The 23824-nt window shown below is 63.4% G+C and carries 26 protein-coding genes and 1 riboswitch; of the genes, 24 read left to right on the forward strand and 2 right to left on the reverse strand.

Annotation, left to right across the window (positions count from 1 at the left end; translation table 11 throughout):
- Positions 1 to 99 precede the first annotated feature (99 nt).
- The 24 genes from nifK to GYH34_RS05785 all read left to right on the forward strand — a co-directional run bounded on the left by nifK (position 100) and on the right by GYH34_RS05785 (position 21051).
- Complete coding sequence (nifK, locus tag GYH34_RS05675) at positions 100 to 1659, forward strand: nitrogenase molybdenum-iron protein subunit beta (protein WP_161912732.1); 1560 nt, start codon at positions 100 to 102, stop codon at positions 1657 to 1659.
- Positions 1660 to 1788: 129 nt separating this feature from the next.
- Positions 1789 to 3459: a nitrogenase iron-molybdenum cofactor biosynthesis protein NifE gene (gene nifE / locus GYH34_RS05680; protein ID WP_161912733.1), complete on the forward strand. Its 1671-nt coding sequence runs from the start codon at positions 1789 to 1791 to the stop codon at positions 3457 to 3459.
- Between the two features lie 9 nt (positions 3460 to 3468).
- On the forward strand, positions 3469 to 4866 hold the full coding sequence (gene nifN, locus GYH34_RS05685; RefSeq protein ID WP_161912734.1) for a nitrogenase iron-molybdenum cofactor biosynthesis protein NifN: 1398 nt from the start codon (positions 3469 to 3471) through the stop codon (positions 4864 to 4866).
- 15 nt (positions 4867 to 4881) lie between these two features.
- Positions 4882 to 5292 carry a nitrogen fixation protein NifX gene (nifX, locus tag GYH34_RS05690; RefSeq protein ID WP_036292532.1) on the forward strand — a complete coding sequence of 137 codons (411 nt, stop codon included), beginning with the start codon at positions 4882 to 4884 and terminating at the stop codon, positions 5290 to 5292.
- Positions 5285 to 5752, forward strand: a complete 468-nt coding sequence (locus GYH34_RS05695; RefSeq protein WP_036292531.1) for a NifX-associated nitrogen fixation protein — start codon at positions 5285 to 5287, stop codon at positions 5750 to 5752. The genes nifX and GYH34_RS05695 overlap by 8 nt, the downstream gene beginning before the upstream one ends.
- A 19-nt stretch (positions 5753 to 5771) precedes the next feature.
- Positions 5772 to 5972 (forward strand): CCE_0567 family metalloprotein, encoded by a 201-nt coding sequence (locus GYH34_RS05700; RefSeq protein ID WP_018267927.1) that lies wholly within the window; start codon positions 5772 to 5774, stop codon positions 5970 to 5972.
- Positions 5972 to 6289, forward strand: a complete 318-nt coding sequence (fdxB, locus tag GYH34_RS05705) for a ferredoxin III, nif-specific (RefSeq protein ID WP_161912735.1) — start codon at positions 5972 to 5974, stop codon at positions 6287 to 6289. The genes GYH34_RS05700 and fdxB overlap by 1 nt, the downstream gene beginning before the upstream one ends.
- A gap of 4 nt (positions 6290 to 6293) precedes the next feature.
- Positions 6294 to 6971 (forward strand): nitrogen fixation protein NifQ, encoded by a 678-nt coding sequence (locus GYH34_RS05710; protein WP_161912736.1) that lies wholly within the window; start codon positions 6294 to 6296, stop codon positions 6969 to 6971.
- 222 nt (positions 6972 to 7193) lie between these two features.
- Entirely contained in the window at positions 7194 to 7514 is a 321-nt protein-coding gene (locus GYH34_RS05715; RefSeq protein WP_024881123.1) for an iron-sulfur cluster assembly accessory protein, read from the forward strand.
- A 22-nt stretch (positions 7515 to 7536) separates the two neighbouring features.
- Positions 7537 to 8589, forward strand: coding sequence for a Fe-S cluster assembly protein NifU (gene nifU / locus GYH34_RS05720; protein WP_161912737.1), 1053 nt, complete (start codon positions 7537 to 7539; stop codon positions 8587 to 8589).
- 10 nt (positions 8590 to 8599) lie between these two features.
- The gene (nifS, locus tag GYH34_RS05725; protein WP_161912738.1) at positions 8600 to 9802 is read left to right on the forward strand and encodes a cysteine desulfurase NifS; all 1203 of its coding nucleotides are present in this window, start codon (positions 8600 to 8602) and stop codon (positions 9800 to 9802) included.
- Positions 9803 to 9814: 12 nt separating this feature from the next.
- On the forward strand, positions 9815 to 10987 hold the full coding sequence (nifV, locus tag GYH34_RS05730) for a homocitrate synthase (RefSeq protein ID WP_161912739.1): 1173 nt from the start codon (positions 9815 to 9817) through the stop codon (positions 10985 to 10987).
- A complete protein-coding gene (gene cysE, locus GYH34_RS05735) occupies positions 10984 to 11727 on the forward strand; it encodes a serine O-acetyltransferase (RefSeq protein ID WP_161912740.1) in 744 nt (247 codons plus the stop codon). The genes nifV and cysE (GYH34_RS05735) overlap by 4 nt, the downstream gene beginning before the upstream one ends.
- Positions 11724 to 12059 (forward strand): nitrogenase stabilizing/protective protein NifW, encoded by a 336-nt coding sequence (nifW, locus tag GYH34_RS05740; protein ID WP_161912741.1) that lies wholly within the window; start codon positions 11724 to 11726, stop codon positions 12057 to 12059. The genes cysE (GYH34_RS05735) and nifW overlap by 4 nt, the downstream gene beginning before the upstream one ends.
- A 40-nt stretch (positions 12060 to 12099) precedes the next feature.
- On the forward strand, positions 12100 to 12951 hold the full coding sequence (locus tag GYH34_RS05745) for an electron transfer flavoprotein subunit beta/FixA family protein (RefSeq protein WP_161912742.1): 852 nt from the start codon (positions 12100 to 12102) through the stop codon (positions 12949 to 12951).
- 13 nt (positions 12952 to 12964) lie between these two features.
- Positions 12965 to 14071 (forward strand): electron transfer flavoprotein subunit alpha/FixB family protein, encoded by a 1107-nt coding sequence (locus tag GYH34_RS05750; RefSeq protein WP_161912743.1) that lies wholly within the window; start codon positions 12965 to 12967, stop codon positions 14069 to 14071.
- Positions 14072 to 14086: 15 nt separating this feature from the next.
- Positions 14087 to 15394, forward strand: coding sequence for an FAD-dependent oxidoreductase (locus GYH34_RS05755; RefSeq protein WP_018267938.1), 1308 nt, complete (start codon positions 14087 to 14089; stop codon positions 15392 to 15394).
- A gap of 14 nt (positions 15395 to 15408) precedes the next feature.
- On the forward strand, positions 15409 to 15702 hold the full coding sequence (locus GYH34_RS05760; RefSeq protein ID WP_024881116.1) for a ferredoxin family protein: 294 nt from the start codon (positions 15409 to 15411) through the stop codon (positions 15700 to 15702).
- A 55-nt stretch (positions 15703 to 15757) separates the two neighbouring features.
- Positions 15758 to 15925 carry a hypothetical protein gene (locus GYH34_RS21715; protein WP_018267940.1) on the forward strand — a complete coding sequence of 56 codons (168 nt, stop codon included), beginning with the start codon at positions 15758 to 15760 and terminating at the stop codon, positions 15923 to 15925.
- 97 nt (positions 15926 to 16022) lie between these two features.
- A riboswitch (glycine riboswitch) is annotated at positions 16023 to 16112 on the forward strand.
- Between the two features lie 150 nt (positions 16113 to 16262).
- Positions 16263 to 17417, forward strand: coding sequence for a glycine cleavage system aminomethyltransferase GcvT (gcvT, locus tag GYH34_RS05765; RefSeq protein WP_161912744.1), 1155 nt, complete (start codon positions 16263 to 16265; stop codon positions 17415 to 17417).
- Entirely contained in the window at positions 17414 to 17791 is a 378-nt protein-coding gene (gene gcvH / locus GYH34_RS05770; RefSeq protein WP_161912745.1) for a glycine cleavage system protein GcvH, read from the forward strand. The genes gcvT and gcvH overlap by 4 nt, the downstream gene beginning before the upstream one ends.
- A 3-nt stretch (positions 17792 to 17794) precedes the next feature.
- Complete coding sequence (gcvPA, locus tag GYH34_RS05775) at positions 17795 to 19135, forward strand: aminomethyl-transferring glycine dehydrogenase subunit GcvPA (protein WP_161912746.1); 1341 nt, start codon at positions 17795 to 17797, stop codon at positions 19133 to 19135.
- A complete protein-coding gene (gene gcvPB, locus GYH34_RS05780; protein ID WP_161912747.1) occupies positions 19135 to 20646 on the forward strand; it encodes an aminomethyl-transferring glycine dehydrogenase subunit GcvPB in 1512 nt (503 codons plus the stop codon). Before gcvPA ends, gcvPB begins: the two co-directional genes overlap by 1 nt.
- Positions 20647 to 20754: 108 nt before the next feature.
- Positions 20755 to 21051, forward strand: coding sequence for a hypothetical protein (locus GYH34_RS05785; RefSeq protein WP_161912748.1), 297 nt, complete (start codon positions 20755 to 20757; stop codon positions 21049 to 21051).
- 4 nt (positions 21052 to 21055) lie between these two features.
- On the opposite strand, the gene cysE (GYH34_RS05790) is transcribed toward GYH34_RS05785, so the two are convergent.
- Positions 21056 to 21907: a serine O-acetyltransferase gene (cysE, locus tag GYH34_RS05790; protein ID WP_161912749.1), complete on the reverse strand. Its 852-nt coding sequence runs from the start codon at positions 21905 to 21907 to the stop codon at positions 21056 to 21058.
- 70 nt (positions 21908 to 21977) lie between these two features.
- Complete coding sequence (locus tag GYH34_RS05795; protein ID WP_161912750.1) at positions 21978 to 23462, reverse strand: PLP-dependent aminotransferase family protein; 1485 nt, start codon at positions 23460 to 23462, stop codon at positions 21978 to 21980.
- Positions 23463 to 23824 lie beyond the last annotated feature (362 nt).

Genomic DNA, 23824 nt, shown 5'->3' on the forward strand with positions numbered 1-23824 from the left:
CGCGAACGGGGTTCTCCCCGTTCGCGTTCGAGAGACCGAGGCCGGGTCGCCGCCTCGGTCCGAGAGGGCGGGCGCTCGCGGACAACGAGGGGAATCGACATGCCACAGAATGCAGATAACGTCCTCGACCATTTCAACCTATTCCGCCAGCCGGAATATCTCGAGATGTTCGAGAAGAAGAAGAAAGAGTTCGAGAATCATCACCCCGACGCCGAAGTCGAGCGCGTTCGCGAGTGGGCCAAGACAAAAGAGTATCAGGAAAAGAACTTCGCTCGTGAAGCTCTGACCGTCAATCCGGCCAAGGCCTGCCAGCCGCTCGGCGCGGTGTTCGCCTCGCTCGGCTTCGAGCAGACGATTCCGTTCGTCCATGGCTCGCAGGGCTGCGTGGCCTATTATCGTTCGCACTTCTCGCGTCACTTCAAGGAGCCGACCTCTTGCGTCTCCTCCTCGATGACCGAGGACGCGGCGGTGTTCGGCGGCCTCAACAACATGATCGACGGCCTCGCCAACACCTATAATATGTACAAGCCGAAGATGATCTCCGTCTCCACGACGTGCATGGCGGAAGTCATCGGCGACGACCTCAACGCCTTCATCAAGACCTCGAAGGAAAAGGGCTCGGTCCCGGCCGATTACGACGTTCCGTTCGCTCACACCCCGGCCTTCGTCGGCAGCCATGTCACCGGCTACGACAATGTGATGAAGGGCATTGTCGAGCATTTCTGGAACGGCAAGGCCGGCACGGCTCCCAAACTCGAGCGCGTTCCGAACAATTCGATCAACTTCATCGGCGGCTTCGACGGCTATGTGGTCGGCAACATCCGCGAAGTGAAGCGCATGTTCGACTCCATGGGCGTCGAATACACGATCTTCGGCGATCCGAGCGACGTGTGGGATACGCCCACCGACGGTGAGTTCCGCATGTATGACGGCGGAACGAAGCTCGAGGACGCGGCCAACGCGATCAATGCGAAGGCGACCTTCTCGATGCAGCATTTCTCCACGGAGAAGACGCTGCCGCTGATCGCCGCGAGCGGCCAGGAGACCTATTCTTTCCATCATCCGATCGGCGTTCGCGCGACCGACGAGTTCCTGATGAAGGTCTCGGAAGTCACCGGCAAGCCGATCTCCAAGGAGCTGACGCGCGAGCGCGGCCGCCTCGTCGACGCCATCGCCGACTCTTCCGCGCATCTGCACGGCAAGCGTTTCGCGATCTACGGCGACCCGGACCTCTGCTACGGCCTCTCCGCCTTCCTGATGGAGCTGGGCGCCGAGCCGATCACCGTGCTCGCCAGCAACGGCGGCAAGGTTTGGGAAGAGAAGATGAACGAGCTGTTCGCCAGCTCGCCGTTCGGCAAGAACTGCACTGCCTATCCTGGTAAGGACCTCTGGCATATGCGTTCGCTGCTGTTCACGGAGCCGGTCGACTTCCTGATCGGCAACACCTACGGCAAGTATCTCGAGCGCGACACCGGCACGCCGCTGATCCGCATCGGCTTCCCGGTTTTCGATCGCCACCACTATCACCGCTATCCGGTGTGGGGTTATCAGGGCGGCCTGAACGTTCTGGTGTGGCTGCTCGACAAGGTCTTCGACGAGATCGATCGCAACACCAACGTCGTCGCGAAGTCGGACTACAGCTTCGACATTATTCGCTGACGTTCACGAGCTTCCGCCGGGTCGGGGTCGACCCGGCGGAACAACAAGAGCCTGATCCGTCGGGTCGATCGCCGCGCCAGCGCAATGAGTGCGCCGAGTGGGAGGCGATGGCCGTTGCAGGAGGCGCGGATGAGCACGCTGGCCGCAAAAGTCCAAGAAGTTTTCAACGAGCCCGGTTGCGACAAGAACAAGGGCAAATCCGAGAAAGAGCGAAAAAAGGGCTGCACGAAGCAACTGGCGCCAGGCGCCGCAGCCGGTGGATGCGCTTTCGACGGCGCCAAGATCGCTCTTCAGCCCATTACCGACGTCGCCCATCTCGTTCATGGTCCCATAGCCTGCGAAGGCAATTCATGGGACAATCGTGGAGCCAAGACATCGGGCTCCAGCCTCTACCGCACTGGCTTTACAACGGATATCGGCGAGACCGACGTCGTGTTCGGCGGTGAGAAGCGCCTCTACAAATCGATCAAAGAGATCATCGACAAATATGATCCGCCGGCGGTCTTCGTCTATCAGACCTGCGTTCCGGCGATGATCGGCGACGATATCGATGCCGTCTGCAAGGCCGCTGCAAAAAAATTCAACAAGCCGGTCATTCCCGTGAACTCGCCCGGCTTCGTCGGGCCGAAGAATCTCGGCAATAAGCTCGCGGGCGAGGCTATTCTCGAGCATGTGATCGGGACGCAGGAGCCGGAGTATACAACTCCCTACGACATCAACATCATCGGCGAATATAATCTCGCCGGCGAGCTGTGGCAGGTGAAGCCGCTGCTGGACGAACTCGGCATTCGCATCCTGTCCTGCATTTCCGGCGACGGCAAATATAATGAGGTCGCCTATTCCCATCGTGCAAAAGCGTCGATGATGGTGTGCTCCAAAGCCATGATCAATGTCGCGCGCAAGATGGAAGAGCGCTACGACATTCCCTTCTTCGAAGGGTCGTTCTACGGCATCGGCGATATGAGCGACTCGCTTCGCGAGATTGCGCGCCTGCTCGTCGAGCGTGGCGCTCCGGCCGAGCTGAAGGATCGCACCGACGCACTCATCGAGCGCGAGGAGGCGCGCGCCTGGGCGCGCATCGCTCCCTATAAGGAGCGCCTCACGGGCAAGAAGGTTCTGCTCATCACGGGCGGCGTCAAATCCTGGTCCGTCGTCGCCGCTTTGCAGGAAGCCGGCATGGAGCTCGTCGGCACCAGCGTCAAGAAGTCCACCAAGGAGGACAAGGAGCGCATCAAGGAGCTGATGGGTCAGGACGCCCATATGATCGACGATATGACGCCGCGCGAAATGTATAAAATGCTCAAAGACGCGCAGGCGGATATCATGTTGTCGGGGGGGCGCTCGCAGTTCATCGCGCTCAAGGCGAAGATGCCCTGGCTCGATATCAATCAAGAGCGTCATCACGCCTATGCCGGCTATGAGGGAATGGTCGAGCTCGTTCACGAGATCGATAAAGCGCTCTTCAATCCGGTTTGGGAGCAGGTTCGTCGGCCGCCACCGTGGCAGGAAAAAACCTGGGAAGAGCGCGCGAATGAGGCGATTGCAGCCGAGGCGGCCGAGCTCGCGGCCGATCCAATAAAGGCGGAGCAGGTTCGTCGCGAGAAACGCGTCTGCAAATGCCACAATGTGAATGTCGGGGCGCTCGAAGATGCGATCGCATCGGGTTCGTTGACCACAGTCGACGCGCTGGCGGAGGCGACGCACGCAGGCACGGGTTGCGGCGGATGCCGCGACACGATGGAACAGATGATCGAGGCAGCCAACGCCGGTGGCGCGGTTCCTGCATCGAAAGCGGCGTGAGGCGCTCCGATGGCTAGAGTCGAAGTTTCCAAAAAGGCTTGTGCGGTCAATCCGCTGAAGATGAGCCAGCCGATCGGCGGCGCGCTCGCCTTCATGGGCGTCCAGGGGTGCATGCCGCTGCTGCATGGTTCACAGGGATGCACATCTTTTGGGCTGGTGCTGTTTGTTCGACATTTTCGCGAAGCCATCCCACTGCAGACGACGGCGATGAGCGAAGTCGCCACTGTGCTGGGCGGTTTGGAGAATGTCGAGGAGGCGGTCGTCAATATCGCGAAACGCGCCAAGCCCGAGATCATCGGCATTTGCTCGACCGGCGTGACCGAGACCAAAGGCGATGACGTCGACGGATATATTCAGCTCATTCGTCAGCGTCATCCAGAGCTCGATCATATGGGCATCGTCTATGTGTCGACTCCCGACTTCAAGGACGCGTTTCAGGACGGTTGGGGCAAGACCGTCGCCAAGCTGATCGAGGCTTTCGTGCCGGCGAATGAAACTCCGGCTCAGCGCGCACCGCAGAGGGTGAATGTGTTGCCGGGCTGCCATCTGACGCCTGGCGATATCGACGAGCTACGCGACATTATCGAGAGCTTCGGGCTCGAGCCGACCTTCTTGCCCGATCTCTCCGGTTCGCTGGACGGGCATCTGCCCGAGGACTTCACGCCGACAACTCTCGGTGGCACGTCCCGCGAAGCTATGGCGCAAATGGGTTCCGCCGCTTGGACGATCGCGGTGGGAGAACAGATGCGCTTGGCGGCGACGACATTGGAGCGGCGCGCTGGGGTGCCCTTCGTTCTCTTCGATCGCCTCACTGGGCTCGCGCCCAATGATGAGCTTATCGAGTTTCTCTCTCGTATCAGCGGCCGTCCTGTGCCACTGAAGTTCAAGCGGCAGAGAGGACAGCTCGTCGACGCAATGCTCGACGGACATTTCCATTTCGGCGCCAAGAAGGTGACCATCGGCGCCGAGCCGGATCTGCTGTTCGCGATCGGCTCATGGCTGATCGAGATGGGTGCGGACGTTACGGCCGCGGTGACGACGACGCATTCGGCGGTGCTGGAAAAGCTGGCGATCGAAGAGGTTCTGATCGGCGATCTCGAAGATTTGGAAAATCGTTCGAAGGGCGCCGATCTGATAATGACCCATTCGCATGGGCGTCAGGCGTCAGAGCGTCTCGGCGTGCCGCTCTTCCGGCTCGGCCTGCCGACTTTCGATCGCCTCGGCGCCGGTCACGAGCTGACGGTCGGCTACAGAGGCACTCGGACTCTGATCTTCAATATCGGCAATATGTTCATTTCGCAGGCGCATGAGCCGGGTCCCGACACCTGGCGCCGCGAGGATGAGAATGTCACGCATTTCGGGGGGGAGCCGGCCCCCGAGCTGGTCCAACTTACCGCGATGGCCTGACCACGAGGAGGCAGCATGAAAGTCGCATTCGCCACCCAAGACCTCGAACGCGTCGACGCCCATTTCGGTTGGGCGAAGAATATCGCGATCTACGAGCTGACGGCCGATGGATATAGCCTGGTCGAGACGATCCAGTTCCAGGGCGATCTGCAAGAAGACGGAAACGAAGACAAGCTTCAGCCGAAGCTCGAGGCGATCAAAGATTGCGCGATTCTCTACATCGCGGCGATCGGCGGCTCCGGCGCTGCACGCGTCGTGGCGTCCGGCATCCATCCGATGAAGGTGCCGCAACCCGAGAACATCGTCGATCTCTTGGAGAAGCTGAAAGTTGTCCTGCAGGGCGCGCCGCCGCCGTGGCTGCGCAAGGTGATCACGAAGGGCCAGGAACGTACCTTCGATTTCGAGGAAGAGGCTGCAAATGGCTGAGACCGAGACGATTACGGCGACTAATGCCGCTGAGAGCATCTTCATCAAGGAGCTCATCAAGCAGTGGCGCGCGCAGGACACGCACGGCACCTGGGAAAACAAGAAGGATCTCGATCTCATCAAGCCGTATATCGTCGACAAGGAAGCGCGTAAGGCGCTCCCGCTGATCGGCGATCCGGATCCCGAGATTCTCTGGCGCGTTGAGCTCTTTTACAATGCGATCGCTCTGTCGATCGAGCGCGCCACCGGCGTGATGGTTCAGCCGATGATCAAGATGAGCCATGAGGGCTTCGGCCGTCAGGTGCTCATCGCCGGTCGCCTGATCGTGGTCAATAAGCAGCTGCGCGACGTTCATCGTTTCGGTTTCGACAATCTCGACAAGCTGGCCGAGGAAGGCACCAAGCTGGTCAACGCCGGCGTCGAAATGGTCGAGAAGTTCCCGGAAGTCGCGCGTTACTGAACTCGAAGGAGAGTGAAAAATGAGCTCCGTCGACGAGCTGAAGGCCGAGATCAAGAAGCTCTCCGCCAAAGCGACCAATATGAAGATGAACCTGCACGACCTTTCGGAAGAGTTGCCGATCAATTGGGGCACGATTCTCACTGTCGCGCAGGAGACCTATGAGGCGTATTCGGCTCTCGAGGCCGCTCGCCAGAAGCTCAAGGAATTGGAGACGGCGTGATGGGGGCGTTCAAGACCAGAGGCGGCGCCGATTGGACGCCGTCCTATCTCACCGACATCAACCCCGCGACCTGTATCGGTTGCGGGCGTTGCTTCAAGGTTTGTCCGCAGGACGTGATGGCGCTCTACGGCGTCGACGCGGAGGGGACCATTCTCGGGATCGTCACCGACGACGACGATGATGATTTCGACGGCGAGCTCAATCGCAAGATCATGAAGGTCGAGCGAGAGCAGGACTGCATCGGCTGCTCGGCATGTTCCAAGGTCTGTCCGAAGGACTGCCAGACGCACGTCCCTGTGGACGAGCTGGTCGGCTGATCCGATGGCCTTTCTCTCCGAGGATCGTCGAGCGGAGAGCGGGCTTCCGCAGCCCGACCGGGATGTGACGGATATTTACGTGCGCTTGCGGTCGCGTCCGAGCGATTTCGGACGCGACGACCCTTTTACTGCGCATATGTTCTGCTGCGTGCTGGCTCTCGGTCTGAGCGAGGCGGCAGGGCGGCCCGGTTGGCTCGCTCAGTCGCTTGCGCTCGGGCGCGAGGATTTGACCCGTCTGATCGAGCGATGGGCGCCCGAGGCGCTTTCCCTGCTCGATCTCGCGTCAGAGCCCGAGGCGATCGAGCTGGACGATGAAGAAGATCAAATTCGAGAATTATTGTTGAGGTTTCGCGGTGACTCGTCGGACGAGTCCGCTTGGCTGGCCGCTATCCTCGCCAAGCGCGCTATGGCGCCCCGGCATTTGTGGCAGGATCTGGGGCTCGCCAAAAGAGACGAGCTGGGCCGTCTGATGCAGGCACGCTTTCCGAGCCTCGCAGCGCGCAACGTCAATCATATGAAATGGAAAAAGTTCCTTTATCGCTCCTTGTGCGAGATGGAAGGCTTCGTCCTTTGCGCGGCGCCGACATGCCGGGAGTGCAGCGACTTCCACGACTGTTTCGGCGACGAGAGCGGCGAGAGCGCTTTGGCCCGCCTGTCTCATGGCAAGCCCTCGAATTCCTGAACGATCTCGAGCTTTGGCGCCGTTTTTCAGCGCGAAACGCCGCTGAAATCGCGGAATTTCGTGCATTTCGAAGGACAATCGCCATCCGTGTCGGAACTCGGACAATGTGGGAATGCAAACAGCCGCGAGCCGTGAGAATCGGCTGATTCACGATGGTAAACTCGTGTGGCATAGCGGTTGCTTCCTCTGTGACGGATAGTTTTCCGGGAAGAGGTTAAGCAAATGATCGAACTCACAGACAACGCGCTGAACGCGGTGCGTTCGGCAATTTCGGGCGCCGGGCAGGAAGTCGAGGGGCTGCGCATCATGGTCGAGGCCGGCGGCTGCGCGGGCTTCCAGTATACGATGGGCCTCGTCAATGAGAGCAATCCGGCTGACCATGTCTTCGAGCGTGACGGTGTGAAGGTTTTCGTGGAGGAGGGCTCGCTCGCCTACCTCGACGGCACGCGCGTCGATTTCGTCAGCGGTCTCGAGGGCGCGGGTTTCACCTTCGACAACCCCCAGGCCAAATCCAGCTGTTCCTGCGGCAAGTCGTTCGGTTGATCGTCTTACGGGGAGAGCGGCGATGTGGGAATATTCCGACAAGGTCCAGGAGCATTTCTTCAACCCGAAGAACGCTGGCGTTCTCGACGGTGCCAATGCGGTCGGCCAGGTCGGCGCTCTTTCCTGCGGTGATGCGCTCAAGCTGATGCTCCATATCGACCCTGTGACGGAGATCGTTCTCGAAGCCAAGTTCCAGACCTATGGTTGCGGCTCTTCGATCGCATCCTCGTCGGCTCTGACCGAGCTCGTCATCGGCAAGACGCTCGAGCAGGCGCGGGCGCTCACCAATCGCGACATTGCGGATTTTCTCGGCGGGCTTCCGCCGGAGAAAATGCATTGCGCGGTGATGGGGCATGAGGCGCTTCAGGCGGCGATCGCGGATTTTCGCGGCGAGGTCTGGCGGTCGGAGCACGAGGAGGCGGCGCTCGTTTGCAAATGTCACGGCGTCGATGCGAGGGTGATCGAGCGCGCGATCCGAGACAATGCTCTGTCGACGGTCGAGCAGGTCGGCGCCTTCACCATGGCGGGCACGGGCTGCACGACCTGCTATGAGCAGATCGAGGATATTTTGCTGCGGGTGGCGACCGAGGCCGCGGCCGCGTCTGCTGCTGCGGCGGCTGCGCATGCGACCGAAGTCGCACGTCCAGAGACAGTGGCGGCCGCTCCCGCTGCGGCTCCGGTCGCGCCTCGGCCGGGCTCGCTCAATCTTTTCAGCGCCGCCGTGCGGGCCGCGTCGTCCGCGCCGGCTCCTGCGAAGGCGATCGTGCGGCCCGCCACGGAATCTTCGCCGCTCTCCCCCGCGTCGCCGCTTCCGCCGCCTTCGGCCGGGATGACGAATTTGAAGAAGATTCGTCTGATCGAGGAGACGATCGAAGACCTCCGCGTCTATCTGCGCAAGGACGGCGGCGACTGTGAGCTCATCGACGTCGACGGCTCCAATGTGCTGGTCAGTCTCACTGGCGCATGTGTCGGCTGTCAAATGGCGAGCGTCACTGTGTCGGGAATACAGGAACGGCTCATGGCCAAATTGGGCGTGCCGATTCGCGTGATCCCGGTCGGTCGCAACGCTCATTGAGGAGTGCGTCATGAAGGCGATTTATCTCGACAATAACGCGACGACCCGAACCGATCCGGCGGTGGTGGATGCGATGCTTCCTTTCTTCACGGAGCATTTCGGCAACGCCTCTTCGGCTCACTCTTTCGGGGCGGAAGTCGGGACTGCGGTGAAGGCGGCGCGGCAGCAGCTGCAGCAGCTACTCGGCGCGACGCATGACCACGAGATCATCTACACCTCGGGCGGCACGGAGAGCGACAATGCCGCGATTTTGTCGGCGCTCGAGGCGCTGCCGGATCGCAATGAGATCGTGACGTCCAAGGTCGAACATCCCGCGATCCTGTCGCTTTGCGAGCATCTCGAGAAAACCGGCCGCGCCAAGGTTCACTTCATCGGCGTCGATGGGTCCGGCCAGCTCGACATCGACGCCTATCGTGCCGCTTTGTCCGACAAGGTGGCGGTCGTTTCGCTGATGTGGGCGAATAATGAGACGGGGACGATCTTCCCCGTCGAAGGTCTCGCCGAGCTCGCCAAGGAGCATGGCGCTCTGTTCCATACGGACGCAGTGCAGGCAGTTGGCAAGACGCCTATCTCGCTCAAGGACAGTGCGATCGACATGTTGTCGTTGTCCGGCCACAAGCTGCATGGTCCGAAGGGTATCGGCGCGCTCTATGTGAAGAAGGGCGCTCGTTTCAAGCCGTTGATCCGGGGTGGTCATCAAGAGCGCGCGCGTCGCGGCGGCACGGAGAATGTGCCGGCGATCATCGGCCTCGGCAAGGCGGCGGAGCTCGCGCTCCAGCATATGGCCGAGGAGCAGGGCCGCGTGAAAGAGCTGCGCGATCGGCTGGAGAAGGCGGTTCTGCAGCGCGTTCCCAATTGCATCGTCAATGGCGATCGTCATGACCGTCTGCCGAACACGACCAATATCGCTTTCGAATATGTCGAGAGCGAAGCGATCCTGCTGCATCTCAATCGAGGTGGCGTCGCCGCATCCTCGGGCTCGGCCTGCACTTCGGGCTCGATGGAGCCGAGCCATGTGTTGAAGGCGATGGCGATTCCCGAGGCCGCGCTGCACGGCGCGGTTCGCTTCTCCTTCTCGCGCGACAATGCCTCGGAGGATGTCGATCGCGTCATCGAAGCGCTGCCGGGGATTGTCGAAAAGCTGCGCGAGATGTCGCCCTTCTGGGCGGATGCGGAGAAGAAGACCAACGACTCCAAGCCCGTTTTTGCGTGACAGGCGGTTCCCGTGAACGGCGATCAACCCCGCATCTTCATCAATGACACGACGCTTCGCGACGGTGAGCAGGCGCCGGGCGTCGCATTCACTGCCGCGGAAAAGCTCGCAATCGCGCGTGCGCTCGCGGCTCTCGGCGTCGATGAGATCGAGGCGGGGACGCCGGCTATGGGGCGGGACGAAGTCGAGTCGATCGCCGCGATCGCCGCGGACGGTCTGCCTTGTCGCGTGATGGCCTGGTGCCGGCTGAGCGAGGGGGACGTCGACGCCGCGCTCGCCGCGAATGTTACGCATGTGAATGTGTCGTCGCCCATGTCGCGACTGCAGATCGGCGTGAAGCTGTCGACCGACGTCGATGGCGCGGCGGCGCGGGTGGAGCGTGTGGTGGGCTATGCGCGATCGAAAGGGCTGACCGTGGCTCTCGGCGGCGAGGATTCCTCGCGCGCCGATCCGCGCGACATCGGTCGTATCGCGCGTGCGGCCGCGGCGGCGGGCGCGACGCGTTTCCGCTTCGCGGACACGCTCGGGACGCTCGATCCCTTCGCGACCTATGAGTCGATACGTCGCGTGCGCGAGGAGACCGATCTGCCGATCGAGTTTCACGGCCATGACGATGTCGGCCTCGCCACCGCCAACACGCTCGCAGCGGTGCGCGGCGGGGCTACGCATGCCTCTGTGACTATGCTCGGTCTCGGCGAGCGCGCCGGCAATGCGGCGCTCGAGGAGGTCGCGGTCGCGCTCGGCCAAGTCGCGCATGGCCGCACCAATATCGAGCTCAAGCGTCTGCAAGGCGTCGCGCGGCTCGTGGCGGCGGCGGCGCGCCGAAAGATCGGGCGCGCCAAGGCGGTGGTCGGGTCCGACATATTCACGCATGAATCGGGCATTCATGTCGCGGCGCTGATGAAGGATGTGCGCACCTATCAGGGCCTCGATCCTGCGCGGCTCGGACGGCGGCACCGCATCATCATCGCCAAGCATTCGGGGTTGAGCGCGATTCAGAAGAAATGCGCCGAGATCGGCGTCGATCTCGACCGTGAGACGGCTGCGCGGCTGCTCGATCATGTCAAGCGTCGCGCTCTGGACCAGAAGCGTCCAGTCAATCGTGGAGAGTTTATTCGCCTCGTCGATCGGGCGCAGGCGGAGGCGGTCTTATCGGCGCTGCATGATGTCGGAGGCGTGTCATGAATCCCATTTCGATTGTCGACACGCCGCGCGTCGCACCCAGCAAAGGGCTGTTCGCACAGATCCGTGAGGATGTCGGCTGCGTCGCGCAGCGCGACCCGGCGGCGCGCAGCACGCTCGAGGTGGTTCTGCTCTATCCGGGCGTGCATGCGCTGATTTGGCATCGCATCGCCAATCGCCTGTGGCGCGGCGGCCATAAGTTCTCGGCGCGGGCGCTGTCGTGGTTCGGGCGGCTCGTCACCAATATCGACATTCATCCCGGCGCGACGATCGGCGTGCGCTTCTTCATCGATCATGGCGCGGGCGTCGTCATCGGCGAGACGGCGACGATCGGCGATGATGTGACCATGTATCACGGCGTTACCTTGGGCGGCACCTCCTGGTCCGTGGGGCGTCGCCATCCGACGGTCGGCGATGGCGTGCTGATCGGCGCCGGCGCCAAGATTCTCGGACCGATCAGCGTCGGCCCGCGCGCGCGCATCGGCGCCAATTCTGTCGTCATTGAGGATGTTCCGCCGGAGATGACGGTGGTCGGAATTCCTGGCCGCGTGGTGCGCGAGCAGCGGCGCCGCTCGGGAGTGGATGGGCGCATCGATCTCGAGCATCACCTCATTCCCGATCCGGTCGGCGACGCGATCTCCGTGCTCATCGACCGCATCGATTTTCTCGAAGCGCGGCTCGCACATCTGCAAGTGCGCGTCAGCGAAGGCTCCCATCGGCAAGTCGGAGACAACAAGCCATGAGCATATTGGACGATCTGCGCAAATTGTCGGCGGCCGAGGAATTCTTCGACCTTCTCGGCGTCGAATACGACCCCAACATCGTGCGGCACTCGCGTCTGCATATTCTGCGACGCATGGGCGAGTATCTTCACAAGGCTGCGCCCGAGGGCGCGTCCGACGAGGAAGTGCGCGAAGCCTGCCGTGAGTTTCTCGCGAAGGCCTATCAGGACTTCACGAAATCGTCTCCGATCGAAGAACGGCTTTTCAAAGTGCACAAGGACGCGGTAAAGCCGAAGGAAGAGCCGAAGAAGCCCTTCGTGCCGCTCACAACGGTCACGACGTCGAACGGATGAAGATCGAAACACAAGTCGGGATGGCGAGAGGAAGAGACTCATGAAGATACTTGTCTGCATCAAGCAAGTTCCCGACAGCGCCCAGATCCGCGTGCATCCCGTCACCAACACGATCATGCGGCAGGGCGTGCCGACGATCATCAATCCCTATGATCTCTTCTCGCTGGAGGAAGCGCTCAAGCTGCGCGACAAATTCGGCGGCGAGGTCACGACATTGACCATGGGTCCGCCCATGGCCGCCGACGCGCTGCGCAAGACGTTGGCGATCGGCGCCGATCGCGCGATTCTGCTCACCGATCGTTTTTTCGCCGGCGCGGACACTCTGGCGACCACCTATGCGCTCGCGCAGGCGATCGGCAAGATTCAGAAGACCTGGGGCGATCTCGATCTCGTCTTCACTGGCAAGCAGACGATTGACGGCGACACGGCGCAGGTCGGTCCGGGTGTGGCGAAGCGTCTCAACCTTCTGCAATTGACTTATGTCTCCAAAATCGTCGAAGCCGATGAGGAGAAGCGCGAGGTCGTCATCGAGCGTCGCGCGGAAGGCGGCACGCAAGTCCTCAAGACGAAAATGCCCTGCCTCATCGCCATGCTCGAGGGCACGAACGAGGTGCGTCGCGGCTCCATCTCGGATTCGCTGCGCGCCGCTCGGGCCGAGATCATCACCTGGAGCGCGAAGGACGCCGAGATCGAGGACCTCGGCAAATGCGGGTTGAAAGGATCGCCGACGATCGTGAAGAAGGTCTTCGCGCCGCCGCAGCGCACCGATCGCGCCGCCTTCGTGGAGCCGGGCAAGAACGCCGGCGATTCCGCCGACGTGCTGATCGAGGCGATCTTCAAGCGCCATCCGGCGCTCGAGGACGACATGACGAAATTGGCCAGTGGGTTCTAAAGGAGAAGCGAAAATGTCCGACAAGCCCGCCCCCGCCGCGCCGCAGCAGAGCCGCGCCAGCGCGAAAAAGGAGCTCCCGGAGCATTTCCGCGGCTACAAGCACGTCTGGGTGTTCGTCGAGCTGGAGCGCGGCGAGGTGCATCCGGTGTCCTGGGAGCTGCTCGGCGCCGGCCGCAAGCTCGCGGATCAGCTGAAGGTCGATCTCGCCGCCGTCGTGCTCGGCGCGCCCGGCGAAGCCACGCGCAAGGCCGTCAACGAATCCTTCTTCTACGGCGCAGATCTCGCCTATCTCGTCGAGAATCCGATTCTCGGCGATTATCGCAATGAGCCTTATTCGAAGGCCGTCACGCAGCTCGTCAACACGCATAAGCCCGAGATCCTGCTTCTGGGCGCGACGACGCTCGGCCGCGATCTCGCCGGCTCGGTGGCGACGACGCTGCTCACCGGCCTCACCGCCGATTGCACCGAGCTCGCGGTGGACGCCGACGGCTCGCTCGCGGCGACGCGGCCGACCTTCGGCGGCTCGCTTCTGTGCACGATCTATACGTTGAACTATCGGCCGCAGATGGCGACGGTGCGTCCGCGTCAGCTGCCGACCCCTGTGCGGGACGAGACGCGCACCGGTCGTGTGATCGAGTTCAAAGCCGATCTCGACGAAGACGCGATCATCACCAAGCTGCTGAAGTTCATCCCCGACCGCGAGTCGGCCAAGAGCAATCTCGCTTTCGCCGACGTCGTCGTCGCCGGCGGGCTCGGCCTGCAGAGCGCGGAGAATTATCAGCTCGTGCGCAATCTCGCGACCGTGCTCGGCGCCGAGTTCGGCGGCTCGCGTCCTCTGGTGCAGAAGGGCTGGATCAGCTCCGATCGTCAGATCGGGCAGACCGGCAAGTCGATCCGTCCCAAGCTCTATATCGCCGCCGGCATTTCTGGCGCGATTCAGCATCGCGTCGGCGTCGAAGGCGCCGATTGCATCGTCGCGATCAACACCGACAAGAATGCGCCCATCTTCGACTTCGCGCATATCGGCATAGTGACCGACGCCATTCGTTTGCTTCCGGCGCTGACCGAAGCTTTCCGCAAACGTCTCTCGCCCGAGAACGCAGACCGGCTCGCCGGCTAACCCGAGGAGATCATCATGATCGAAGAGAAATTCGACGCGATCGTCATCGGGGCCGGCATGGCCGGCAACGCTGCGGCCTATACCATGGCCTCGCGCGGTCTGAATGTCCTGCAGCTGGAGCGCGGCGAATACGCCGGCTCCAAGAATGTGCAGGGCGGCATTCTCTATGCCGACATGCTGGAGAAGATCATCCCCGATTTCCGCGAGGAGGCGCCGCTCGAGCGGCATCTCATCGAGCAGCGGTTCTGGATGATGACCGATCGCTCGCATACGGGCATGCAATATCGTTCGGACGACTTCAATGAGGAGAAGCCGAACCGCTACACGATCATCCGCTCGCAGTTCGATCGCTGGTTCAACAAGCAGGTGCAGGGCGCGGGCGCGATCGTCATCAGCGAGACGACCGTCACCGAGCTGGTCAGCGACGCTTATGGCAAGGTGATCGGCGTGCGTACGGATCGCGCCGGCGGCACGGTCTTCGCCGATGTCGTGGTGCTGGCGGAAGGCGTCAACGGCCTGCTCGGCGCACGCGCCGGTCTGCGGCCGACGCCTCGGCCCGAGCATGTCGCGCTCGCGGTGAAGGAAATGCACTTCCTGCCGCGCGAGACGCTCGAAGCCCGCTTCAATCTGCATGGCGACGAAGGCGTCGTGATCGAGGCGGCCGGCACCATCTCCAAGGGGATGACCGGCATGGGCTTCGTCTATACGAACAAAGAGAGCATTTCTGTCGGCTTTGGCTGCTTGGTGTCGGATTTCGCCGAAAACCAGGAGACGCCCTATGGGATGCTGGAGAATTTCAAAAAGCATCCGTCGATCGCGCCGCTGCTCGAGGGCTCGGAAGTGAAGGAATATGCCGCGCATCTCATTCCCGAGGGCGGCTTCAACACCATTCCCGAGCTGTTCGGCGATGGTTGGGTCGTCGTCGGCGACGCGGCGCAGCTCAACAACGCCATCCATAGAGAAGGCTCGAATCTTGCTATGACGTCCGGCAGGCTCGCGGGCGAGGCGATTTTCCAGGTGAAGTCCCGCCGCGATCCGATGACGAAGCAGAATCTGGCGCTCTACAAAAAATTCCTCGATGACAGCTTCGTCATGAAGGATCTGAAGAAATACAAGGATATGCCGGCGTTGCTGCATACGCAGGCGCAGAATTTCTTCCTCACCTATCCGACACTCGTGTCGAAGGCGATGGAGAATTTCCTACGCGTCGACGGCACGCCGAAGATCGAGAAGGAAAAGGCGTCGGTCCGCGCTTTCCGTGAGAAGCGCTCGCTGACGGGATTGTTCGGAGATGCATGGCGTCTGGCGCGCGCCTGGCGCTGAGAGGAGGAATCGCGATGTCGACGCAAGCTGCGCGAGTCGAGGAGAAGCTGTTCCAGAACCGCTATCTCGTCGATCAAGGAAAACCCCATATTGTCGTGCAGCCGCACACGACGCCGTCCAAGAATCTCGTGGCGATGACCAAGATCTGCCCGGCCGGCTGCTATGAGCAGAACGCCTCGGGCCAGGTCGAGATCACGCCGGACGGTTGTCTGGAATGCGGCACTTGTCGTGTTCTCTGTGAGCCGCAGGGCGATATCGTGTGGAATTATCCGCGCGGCGGCTATGGCGTGCTGTTCAAATTCGGCTGAGAGTGACCGACGCGCCGCGCGTCGGCGCGTCGGAAAATGGACGCGAGGATGTTCGATGACGGTCGCCCAATTGATCGAAGTGCTGAAGGACATGCCGAGCGAAGCCGTGGTGATCCTCGAGGGAGACGGCGCCTTGGCGCGTCTCGTCGGGGTGAATTTGGAAAAGAGCGTGATGGCGGGATTGCCCGACGAGGTCGTCCTGTCCACCGACTGCGAAGAATGACGGTGCCCCTTTCGGGGCGCGACCGACCGACGCAGGCTCTCGTCGCCGGCAAGGCTTGACGACCGTGCGTTTCGATCTCATCTTTTGAAGTGTCTCGACGATCTTCGCGGGAGAGGCCGGCGCTCGCGCCGGAGCCGAAGGCGCAACCGCCCCGGAAACGCTCAGGCAAAAGGACCGCGAGGAAAGAGACACTCTGGAAAGCGGCGCAGCCCATCCGCGCCCACCGAAGGGCGTAACCTGCGCTGCAGGGAAATCTCTCAGGTCTCCAGACAGAGGGGGCGCGAGCCGGGCGGAGAAATCCGCCCAATGCGGAACGCCGATCTGTCGGGAGCGCCCTTTGAGCGAAAGCTTCGCCCCACGCATTCCCACGCCGCTCGAAAAGACGCCGCTCGATGCGCTGCATCGCGCTCTCGGCGCGCGAATGACGCCATTCGCCGGCTATGAGCTGCCGCTGCATTATCCGGCCGGCGTCGTCGCCGAGCACATACATACACGCGAGAAGGCGAGCCTCTTCGATGTCTCGCACATGGGCCAGGCGATTCTCGGGGGCCGCGGCGCCGCGGAGCAGATCGAATCTCTGGTCCCCGCCGCCATCGCGGACCTTCACACCGAGCGCACGCGCTATAGCCAGCTGCTCGCTGAGGATGGCGGGGTTCTCGACGATCTGATGATCACCCGCCTGCCGGGGCGCGACGAGCGGCTCCTTCTCATCGTCAACGCCGCGGCCAAGCAACAAGATTTCGCACTTTTGCGCCAACAGTTGCCGCAGCTCGCTCTGTCGGTTCTCACCGGCCGCGCGCTGATCGCGCTGCAAGGGCCGCGCGCCGCCGCCGCGCTCGCGACGGTCTTGCAGGAGCTCGAGGATATGCCTTTCATGGGCTGGCGCGCCGCCGAGTTTCGCGGCGCCGGCCTGTTCGTGTCGCGCTCCGGCTATACGGGCGAGGACGGCTTCGAGATTTCAGTTCCCAATCATCTCGCCGAGCCGCTGGCGGAGGCTCTGCTGGGGCATCCCGATGTCGCGCCCGCCGGCCTCGCCGCCCGCGATTCGCTGCGGCTCGAGGCGGGCCTCTGCCTCTATGGCCATGATCTCGACGCCACGACCGATCCGATCGAGGCGGGCCTCGCCTGGTCCATCGGCAAGCGCCGGCGTGAGCAGGGCGGCTTCCCCGGCTATGAGCGCATCCGCGCCGCTCTGGCGCATGGTCCCGCGCGCTTGCGCGTCGGCCTGCTGCCGGAAGGCCGCGCGCCCTTGCGTGAAGGCGCGGCGCTGGCGGCGCCGGATGGCCGAATCATCGGCCGAATCACGTCCGGCGGCTATTCGCCGACACTCTCGCGTCCCATCGCCATGGGCTATGTCGAATCCGGCTTCGCCACGCCCGGCGTCACGCTGGAGAGCCGCCTTCGCGACAAGCCCGTCGCGGTCGAGGTCACATCCCTGCCTTTCGTTCCCCATCGCTTTTTCCGCGGCCCAGCCGGAAAGGATAGATCATGAGCGGCGAGCGTTACACCAAGGATCACGATTTCCTGCGCGTCGAAGGCGACATTGCGATCGTCGGAATCACCGATTTCGCGCAGTCGCAGCTCGGCGACATTGTTTTTGTCGAGCTGCCGGCGCCGGGAAAGCGCGTCGCCAAGGGCGAGCAGCTGGCGACGATCGAAAGCGTGAAGGCGGCGAGCGAAATCTATGCGCCGATCTCCGGCGAGGTGGTGGCGATCAATGACCGCCTCGAATCATCGCCAGATCTCGTCAATAAGGAGCCGCTCGGCGAAGGCTGGCTGCTGACATTGCGCGTCGCCGACGCCGCCGAGCTCGAAGAGCTGATGGATGAGGACGCCTATCGCGCCTTTCTGGAAAGCGAGGGATGAGCAATGCGCTATCTGCCCTTGACGGATGTCGATCGCAAAGACATGCGCGATGCGATCGGCGTCGCCGATTTCGCCGCGCTCTATGCCGATGTGCCGTCTGAGCTGCTGCTCGATCGCCCGCTCGATCTCCCGCGCGCAAAATCGGAGATGGAGGTGGAGCGTCTGCTCTCCGCCATGGCGAAGCGCAATCTCTCGGCCGCGAGCGCGCCCTTCTTCATCGGCGCCGGCGCCTATCGCCATCATATTCCCGCGAGCGTCGATCATCTGATCCAGCGCTCGGAGTTTCTGACCAGCTACACGCCCTATCAGCCGGAGATATCGCAGGGCACGCTGCAATATCTCTTCGAGTTTCAGACGCAGGTCGCCATGCTCACCGGCATGGAGATCGCCAATGCGTCGATGTATGACGGCTCCACCGCCTGCGCCGAGGCGGCGCTGATGGCGCATCGAATCACCAAGCGGCGCAAGGCGATTCTCTCCGGCGGATTGCATCCGCATTATACCGATGTGCTGCGCACGATCTCACATTTCGCCGGCGACGAGATCGTCGCGCTGGCGCCGGATGTGCAGGCGCGGGAGGACATTGCATCGGCGATCGACGATAGCGTCTCCTGCGTCATCGTGCAGACGCCGGATGTCTTCGGCAATCTGCGCGATCTCACGCTTATCGCAGACGCCTGTCATCGTCACGGCGCGCTGCTCGTCGCCGTCTTCACCGAGGCGGTCTCGCTCGGCCTGCTGAAGTCTCCCGGCGAGATGGGCGCGGATATTGTCGTCGGCGAGGGCCAGTCGCTCGGCAATCCGCTCTCCTTCGGCGGCCCCTATCTCGGCCTGCTCGCGACGCGGCAATCCTATCTGCGGCAGACGCCCGGACGCCTCATCGGCGAGACCGTCGACGCCGACGGACGCCGCGGCTATGTCGCGACACTCTCGGCGCGCGAGCAGCATATTCGTCGCGACAAGGCGACGTCCAACATCTGCACCAACTCCAATCTCTGCGCGCTCGCCTTCAGCATTCATTTGAGCCTGCTCGGCGAAGCCGGCCTGCGCCGTCTCGCGCGCGCAAATCATGCGAGCGCTATCGATCTCGTCGATCGGCTCGCGGCCGTTGCCGGAGTCGAGACGCTCAATGAGAGCTTCTTCAACGAATTCACCTTGCGCGTTCCGGGCGACGCCGCGCGTCTCGTCGAAGCCATGGCGGAGCGGGGCGTGCTCGCGGGCGTTCCGGTGTCGCGCCTGCTGCCGCAAGCGGGGCTCGATGATCTCCTCATCGTCGCCAGCACAGAGGTCGATACGGCGGAAGATCGCGAGGCTTTCGTCGCCGCAATGAAAGGAGCGCTCTGATGCTCGATCATCCGAAGGAATCCGCTTTCGAGACCTTCTCGGGAAATCGCGGGCTCGATCAGGAGGAGCCGCCGATCTTCGAGATCGGCCGTCCCGAGACCAGCGGCGTCGACATAGACGAGCCGGCGCATTTGGAGCCGCGTCTCGGCGCGCTCGAGCGCAAAGGGCCGATCGGCCTGCCCGGCCTCTGCGAGCCGGAGGCGATGCGCCATTATGTGCGTCTGTCGCGCAAGAATTATTCGATCGACGCGGGCCTCTATCCGCTCGGCTCCTGCACGATGAAGCATAATCCGCGTCTCAATGAGAAAGTCGCGCGGTTCGCGGGCTTCGCCGATCTGCATCCGCTGCAGCCGCAATCGACGGCGCAAGGCGCGCTGGCGCTGATGGAGGAGCTGTCGCGCTGGCTGCTGACGCTCACCGGCATGAGCGCCATAGCGCTCTCGCCGAAAGCCGGCGCGCATGGCGAGCTCTGCGGCCTCATGGCCATAGAGGCGGCGCTCGAAGCGCGCAGCGAAGCGGCGACGCGCAAGGTCGTTCTCATTCCGCAATCGGCGCATGGCACAAATCCGGCGAGCGCGGCTCTGCTCGGCTTTCAGCCGCGTGTCATTGAGGCGGGCGCCGATGGCGTGGTGAGCGAGGAAGCTGTCGCCAAAGCCCTCGGTCCCGATGTCGCGGCGATCATGCTCACCAATCCCAATACTTGCGGATTGTTCGAGCGCAATATCGTCGCCATTGCGCGGCGCGTGCATGAGGCGGGCGGCTATTTCTATTGCGACGGCGCCAATTTCAACGCCATAGCCGGCGTGGCGCGGCCCGGCGACATGGGCGTCGACGCCATGCATCTCAATCTGCACAAGACCTTCTCGACGCCGCATGGCGGCGGCGGGCCGGGCTCTGGTCCTGTCGTCTTTTCCGAACGTCTCGCGCCTTTCGCGCCGGTTCCGTTCCTGCTGCGCGAAGGCGAGACATTGCGTCTCGTCGAGCATGGCGATGGGGCGCAGAGCTTCGGCCGGCTGACCGCCTTTCACGGCCAGTTCGGAACCTTCGTGCGCGCGCTCGCCTATATTTTGTCGCATGGCGCGGACGGGCTCGCGCAGACGTCGCGCGACGCCGTGCTCTCGGCCAATTATCTGCGCGTGGCGCTACGAGATGTGATGACGCAGCCTTTCGGTGATCGCCTTTGCATGCATGAGGTCTTGTTCGATGATAGCTTCCTCGAGGGGACGGGAGTCGCCACGCTCGATTTCGCCAAGGCGATGATTGACGAGGGCTATCATCCGATGACGATTTATTTCCCGCTCGTCGTTCACGGCGCCATGCTGATCGAGCCGACAGAATCGGAATCGAAACGCTCGCTCGATTTGTTCGTCACGACGATGCACGATCTCATCGCTAGCGCGAAACGCGGCGAGACGCGCCGTTTCACCGAGGCGCCGCGCTACGCTCCGCGCCGCCGTCTCGACGAGACCGCCGCCGCGCGCAAGCCCGTGCTGCGTTGGAGCGCGGGTTGAGCCTCGATCGCTCACTTCTCGCGATGTTGGTCGCTTGAATAATTTTCGTCGGCGATGGATCGATCTCCCCCGCCGGCGGTTACGCTGAAGGGGCGCCGGAGGCGAGATATGAACACGGCCAATCTTCAGCTGGAAGGCGTCTACGCCATACTCGCGGCGCTGTTCGGCGCATTGCGCGACAAGGGCGCGCTCGGACAGGAGGAGATCGACGCTCTGCTCGTCGATGTCGAGCTTTCGCTCGCCAATGATCCGCTGCGGCCGCGCGACATGCGCGACTCCAATGTTGAGGCGATCTGCTTTCCCGCGCGGCTGCTGCGTCTCGCTCTGCGCGAATCCGCCGCTGGAGAAAGCTTCTCCTTCGCGCAGCTCGCCGGGCGCGTCGGCCAGGAGACGCCGCCACTGTGAGGCGTCAAATGGAATAGCTGAACGAATCGTAGGACAGGCCGTTCAGAAACTGATCCATGTCGCGCGCCGGCTCGGCGCAGCCGGCGGTTCCCACCACCTTCGCCGGCACGCCCGCCACAGTGGCGTTGCGCGGCACGGCATGCAGTACGACAGAGCCGGCCGCGACGCGCGAGCAGGCGCCGATTTCGATGTTGCCGAGAATCTTCGCTCCGGCGGCGATCATCACGCCGCGCCGCACCTTGGGATGGCGGTCGCCGCTCTCCTTGCCGGTGCCGCCCAGCGTCACGCTCTGCAGAATGGAGACGTCATCCTCCACCACCGCCGTCGCGCCGACGACGAGGCCAGTGGCGTGATCGAGGAATATGCCGCGGCCGAAGCGCGCCGCCGGATGAATGTCGGTCTGGAACGCGTCCGACGAGCGGCTCTGCAGATAGAGCGCGAGATCGGTCTGGCCATTGGTCCATAGCCAATGGGCCAGCCGATGCGTCTGTATCGCATGAAAGCCTTTGAAGAAGAGCAGCGGCTCGATCAGCCGTCCGCAGGCGGCGTCGCGCTCGACGACGGCCTTTATGTCGGCGCGAAAAGCGTCGCCGATCGAAGGATCGGCTTCCAGCGCGCGGGCGAAGGCGTCGAAGAGCAGATCTTCCGTCACCGCGCCGCCGAGCCGCGCCGCGCAGCGCCGCGCCACCGCATCCTCGAAGGAGCGGCGATTGAGGACGAAGGTCAGCGCCAAGCTCGCCATCGCCGGCTCGCGCGCCAGCATGTCCTCGGCCTCGCGGAGGATATGCTCCCAGAGCGCGTCGCGGCCCGTGGCGTCGGCGACGATCGCGCGGCTATGTTCCTGCGTCGCTCCCATCGGGCGTCTCCTCATTCGAAGGCCCTCAATGTGGCTCGAGCGGCCGGCTTCGTCCAGATCGGCCGAGTGATCAGCAGGGTAGCGCGCTTTCGGCGATGCCGGCGCCGGCCGCGCGGCGCAGCCGCCCGATGACGCGCTCCGCCTCGCCGATGTCGAGGCTGCCGAAGCCGAGCCGCAGCCCGCGCCCGCGCTGCGGCGGCGCCGCGAAGCAGGTCGATGGCAGGAAGCGCAGGCCATTGGCGGCGGCGTCGCGCTCCAGCGCGTCGAGCGTCGCCTCGTCGCGGAAGGTCGTCCAGAAGGCGAGGCCGCCGGCCGGGATGCGAAAGCGGATGGAGTCGCCGAAGGCGCGGGCGAGCGACGCGCCGAAAGCGTCGCGCCTCTGCGCATAGATTTGGCGCGCCTTGCGCACATGGCGGCGCAGCTCGCCGGAATCGACGAGAGCGGCCACGGCGAGCTCGGTCAGCGCATTGCCTTGGCGATCGACGCCGGCGGCGGCGTTGGCCATGGATCTCACTACCGGCGGCGGCGCGACGACATAGCCGATGCGCAATCCCGGCAGCAGCAGCTTGGACATGGAGCCGACATAGATCACCCGTCCGGGCGCATAGCTCGCCATGGGCAGCAGGGGCTGCCGCTCGAAATGATATTCGTGATCGTAATCATCCTCGATGATCGCGAACTCATATTTGGCGGAAAGGTCCAAGAGGCGCAGCCGCCGCTCCGGGGTCAGCGGAACAGTGGTCGGAAACTGATGGTGCGGCGTCACATAGATCGCGCGCACGGGCCGCCCGCGGCAGAGGCGCTCGACATCCTCGACATCGACGCCGTCCTCGTCGAGGCGGACGCCGATCACCTCGGCGCCGGCGGCGGCGAACGCCGCGCGCGCCGCCGAATAGCCGAGGCCCTCCACCAGCACGACGTCGCCCGGCGCGATGAGAATGCGCGCGGCGAGGAATATGCCCATCTGGCTGCCGCGCGTGATGCAGACATCCTCCGCGTCCACGATGAGCCCGCGATGCGAGGCCAGCATCGCCGCTATGGCGCGGCGCAGCTCGTCGGTTCCACGCGGATCGCCATAGCCGAGCCCGCCGTAGCGCGCGGCGCGCCGTCCGGCGTCGCGATAGGCGCCGAGCAGAGTGTCGATCGAGAAGAGCCGCGCATCGGGCAGCCCGTCGTCTATGGCCAGCCCCTCGCCGGCCGGCACAAAGGCGGGGTCGGGCGTCGCGCGGAAGGGAAAGTCGGGCGTGCGCGGATCGGCGGAGGCCTGGCGCGGCGCCGGCAGCGTCTCCGGCAGCTCGGCGGAGACGAAAGTGCCGCGCGTGCCATGGGTGGTGAACCAGCCCTGGGCGACCAGCTCGTCATAGGCGAGCACGATGGTCTTGCGATTGACGCCGAGCGATTCGGCGAGCTCGCGGCTGCTGGGCAGCGCCGCCCCCGGCGCGAGCCGTCCGCTTCTCACATCGTGAATGAGCGCATGGACGATCTGCAGATAGAGGGGCGCGCCGCGGCGCGGATCGATCTCGCGCGACAGGCTATAGGCGAAGGGTCGCGACATTGGACCCCTCCACTCGGCATTATCGCTCTTTTCTCAGGGCCGCCGGCAGCTTCCTCCGGGCGCGCCGGCTCTGTCAAGCCGCGCGGCCGCCGGGCGTCTTTGGACCCGTCGGCGCGCGAATCTTGGCGGTTTAACGCCGCTTTCGCTCCGCTAGCCTCGCTTTTGTCGCAACCGAACAAGGAGCGGGAGCCATGCAGACGAGCAGCGCGGGCGTCGTGAAAGCTTTGATGGGAATTGGCGGGGTGCTCGCCTTCTTCCTCATTGTGATGCACCAATTGTCGCAATTGTTCCGTTGACCGCCGGACGCCGGGAAGAGTCCGGCGGCCGCGCGTCGGCGGGCGATCGGCGCGCCGACGCGCCTC

It is taken from the genome of Methylosinus sp. C49 (assembly GCF_009936375.1).
Taxonomy (GTDB): Bacteria; Pseudomonadota; Alphaproteobacteria; order Rhizobiales; family Beijerinckiaceae; genus Methylosinus.

What these genes read in the sequence shown, in the direction of transcription:
- fdxB (WP_161912735.1), top strand. Translation starts at nt 5,972, where the DNA reads ATGGGGGCGTTCAAGACCAGAGGCGGCGCCGATTGGACGCCGTCCTAT.
- nifN (WP_161912734.1), top strand. Translation starts at nt 3,469, where the DNA reads ATGGCTAGAGTCGAAGTTTCCAAAAAGGCTTGTGCGGTCAATCCGCTG.
- GYH34_RS05710 (WP_161912736.1), top strand. Translation starts at nt 6,294, where the DNA reads ATGGCCTTTCTCTCCGAGGATCGTCGAGCGGAGAGCGGGCTTCCGCAG.
- nifX (WP_036292532.1), top strand. Translation starts at nt 4,882, where the DNA reads ATGAAAGTCGCATTCGCCACCCAAGACCTCGAACGCGTCGACGCCCAT.
- GYH34_RS05700 (WP_018267927.1), top strand. Translation starts at nt 5,772, where the DNA reads ATGAGCTCCGTCGACGAGCTGAAGGCCGAGATCAAGAAGCTCTCCGCC.
- cysE (WP_161912740.1), top strand. Translation starts at nt 10,984, where the DNA reads ATGAATCCCATTTCGATTGTCGACACGCCGCGCGTCGCACCCAGCAAA.
- nifE (WP_161912733.1), top strand. Translation starts at nt 1,789, where the DNA reads ATGAGCACGCTGGCCGCAAAAGTCCAAGAAGTTTTCAACGAGCCCGGT.
- GYH34_RS05745 (WP_161912742.1), top strand. Translation starts at nt 12,100, where the DNA reads ATGAAGATACTTGTCTGCATCAAGCAAGTTCCCGACAGCGCCCAGATC.
- gcvPA (WP_161912746.1), top strand. Translation starts at nt 17,795, where the DNA reads ATGCGCTATCTGCCCTTGACGGATGTCGATCGCAAAGACATGCGCGAT.
- GYH34_RS05795 (WP_161912750.1), bottom strand. Translation starts at nt 23,462, where the DNA reads ATGTCGCGACCCTTCGCCTATAGCCTGTCGCGCGAGATCGATCCGCGC.
- nifK (WP_161912732.1), top strand. Translation starts at nt 100, where the DNA reads ATGCCACAGAATGCAGATAACGTCCTCGACCATTTCAACCTATTCCGC.
- cysE (WP_161912749.1), bottom strand. Translation starts at nt 21,907, where the DNA reads ATGGGAGCGACGCAGGAACATAGCCGCGCGATCGTCGCCGACGCCACG.
- GYH34_RS05715 (WP_024881123.1), top strand. Translation starts at nt 7,194, where the DNA reads ATGATCGAACTCACAGACAACGCGCTGAACGCGGTGCGTTCGGCAATT.
- nifU (WP_161912737.1), top strand. Translation starts at nt 7,537, where the DNA reads ATGTGGGAATATTCCGACAAGGTCCAGGAGCATTTCTTCAACCCGAAG.
- GYH34_RS21715 (WP_018267940.1), top strand. Translation starts at nt 15,758, where the DNA reads ATGACGGTCGCCCAATTGATCGAAGTGCTGAAGGACATGCCGAGCGAA.
- GYH34_RS05750 (WP_161912743.1), top strand. Translation starts at nt 12,965, where the DNA reads ATGTCCGACAAGCCCGCCCCCGCCGCGCCGCAGCAGAGCCGCGCCAGC.
- nifS (WP_161912738.1), top strand. Translation starts at nt 8,600, where the DNA reads ATGAAGGCGATTTATCTCGACAATAACGCGACGACCCGAACCGATCCG.
- GYH34_RS05785 (WP_161912748.1), top strand. Translation starts at nt 20,755, where the DNA reads ATGAACACGGCCAATCTTCAGCTGGAAGGCGTCTACGCCATACTCGCG.
- GYH34_RS05760 (WP_024881116.1), top strand. Translation starts at nt 15,409, where the DNA reads ATGTCGACGCAAGCTGCGCGAGTCGAGGAGAAGCTGTTCCAGAACCGC.
- GYH34_RS05695 (WP_036292531.1), top strand. Translation starts at nt 5,285, where the DNA reads ATGGCTGAGACCGAGACGATTACGGCGACTAATGCCGCTGAGAGCATC.
- gcvH (WP_161912745.1), top strand. Translation starts at nt 17,414, where the DNA reads ATGAGCGGCGAGCGTTACACCAAGGATCACGATTTCCTGCGCGTCGAA.
- gcvPB (WP_161912747.1), top strand. Translation starts at nt 19,135, where the DNA reads ATGCTCGATCATCCGAAGGAATCCGCTTTCGAGACCTTCTCGGGAAAT.
- GYH34_RS05755 (WP_018267938.1), top strand. Translation starts at nt 14,087, where the DNA reads ATGATCGAAGAGAAATTCGACGCGATCGTCATCGGGGCCGGCATGGCC.
- nifW (WP_161912741.1), top strand. Translation starts at nt 11,724, where the DNA reads ATGAGCATATTGGACGATCTGCGCAAATTGTCGGCGGCCGAGGAATTC.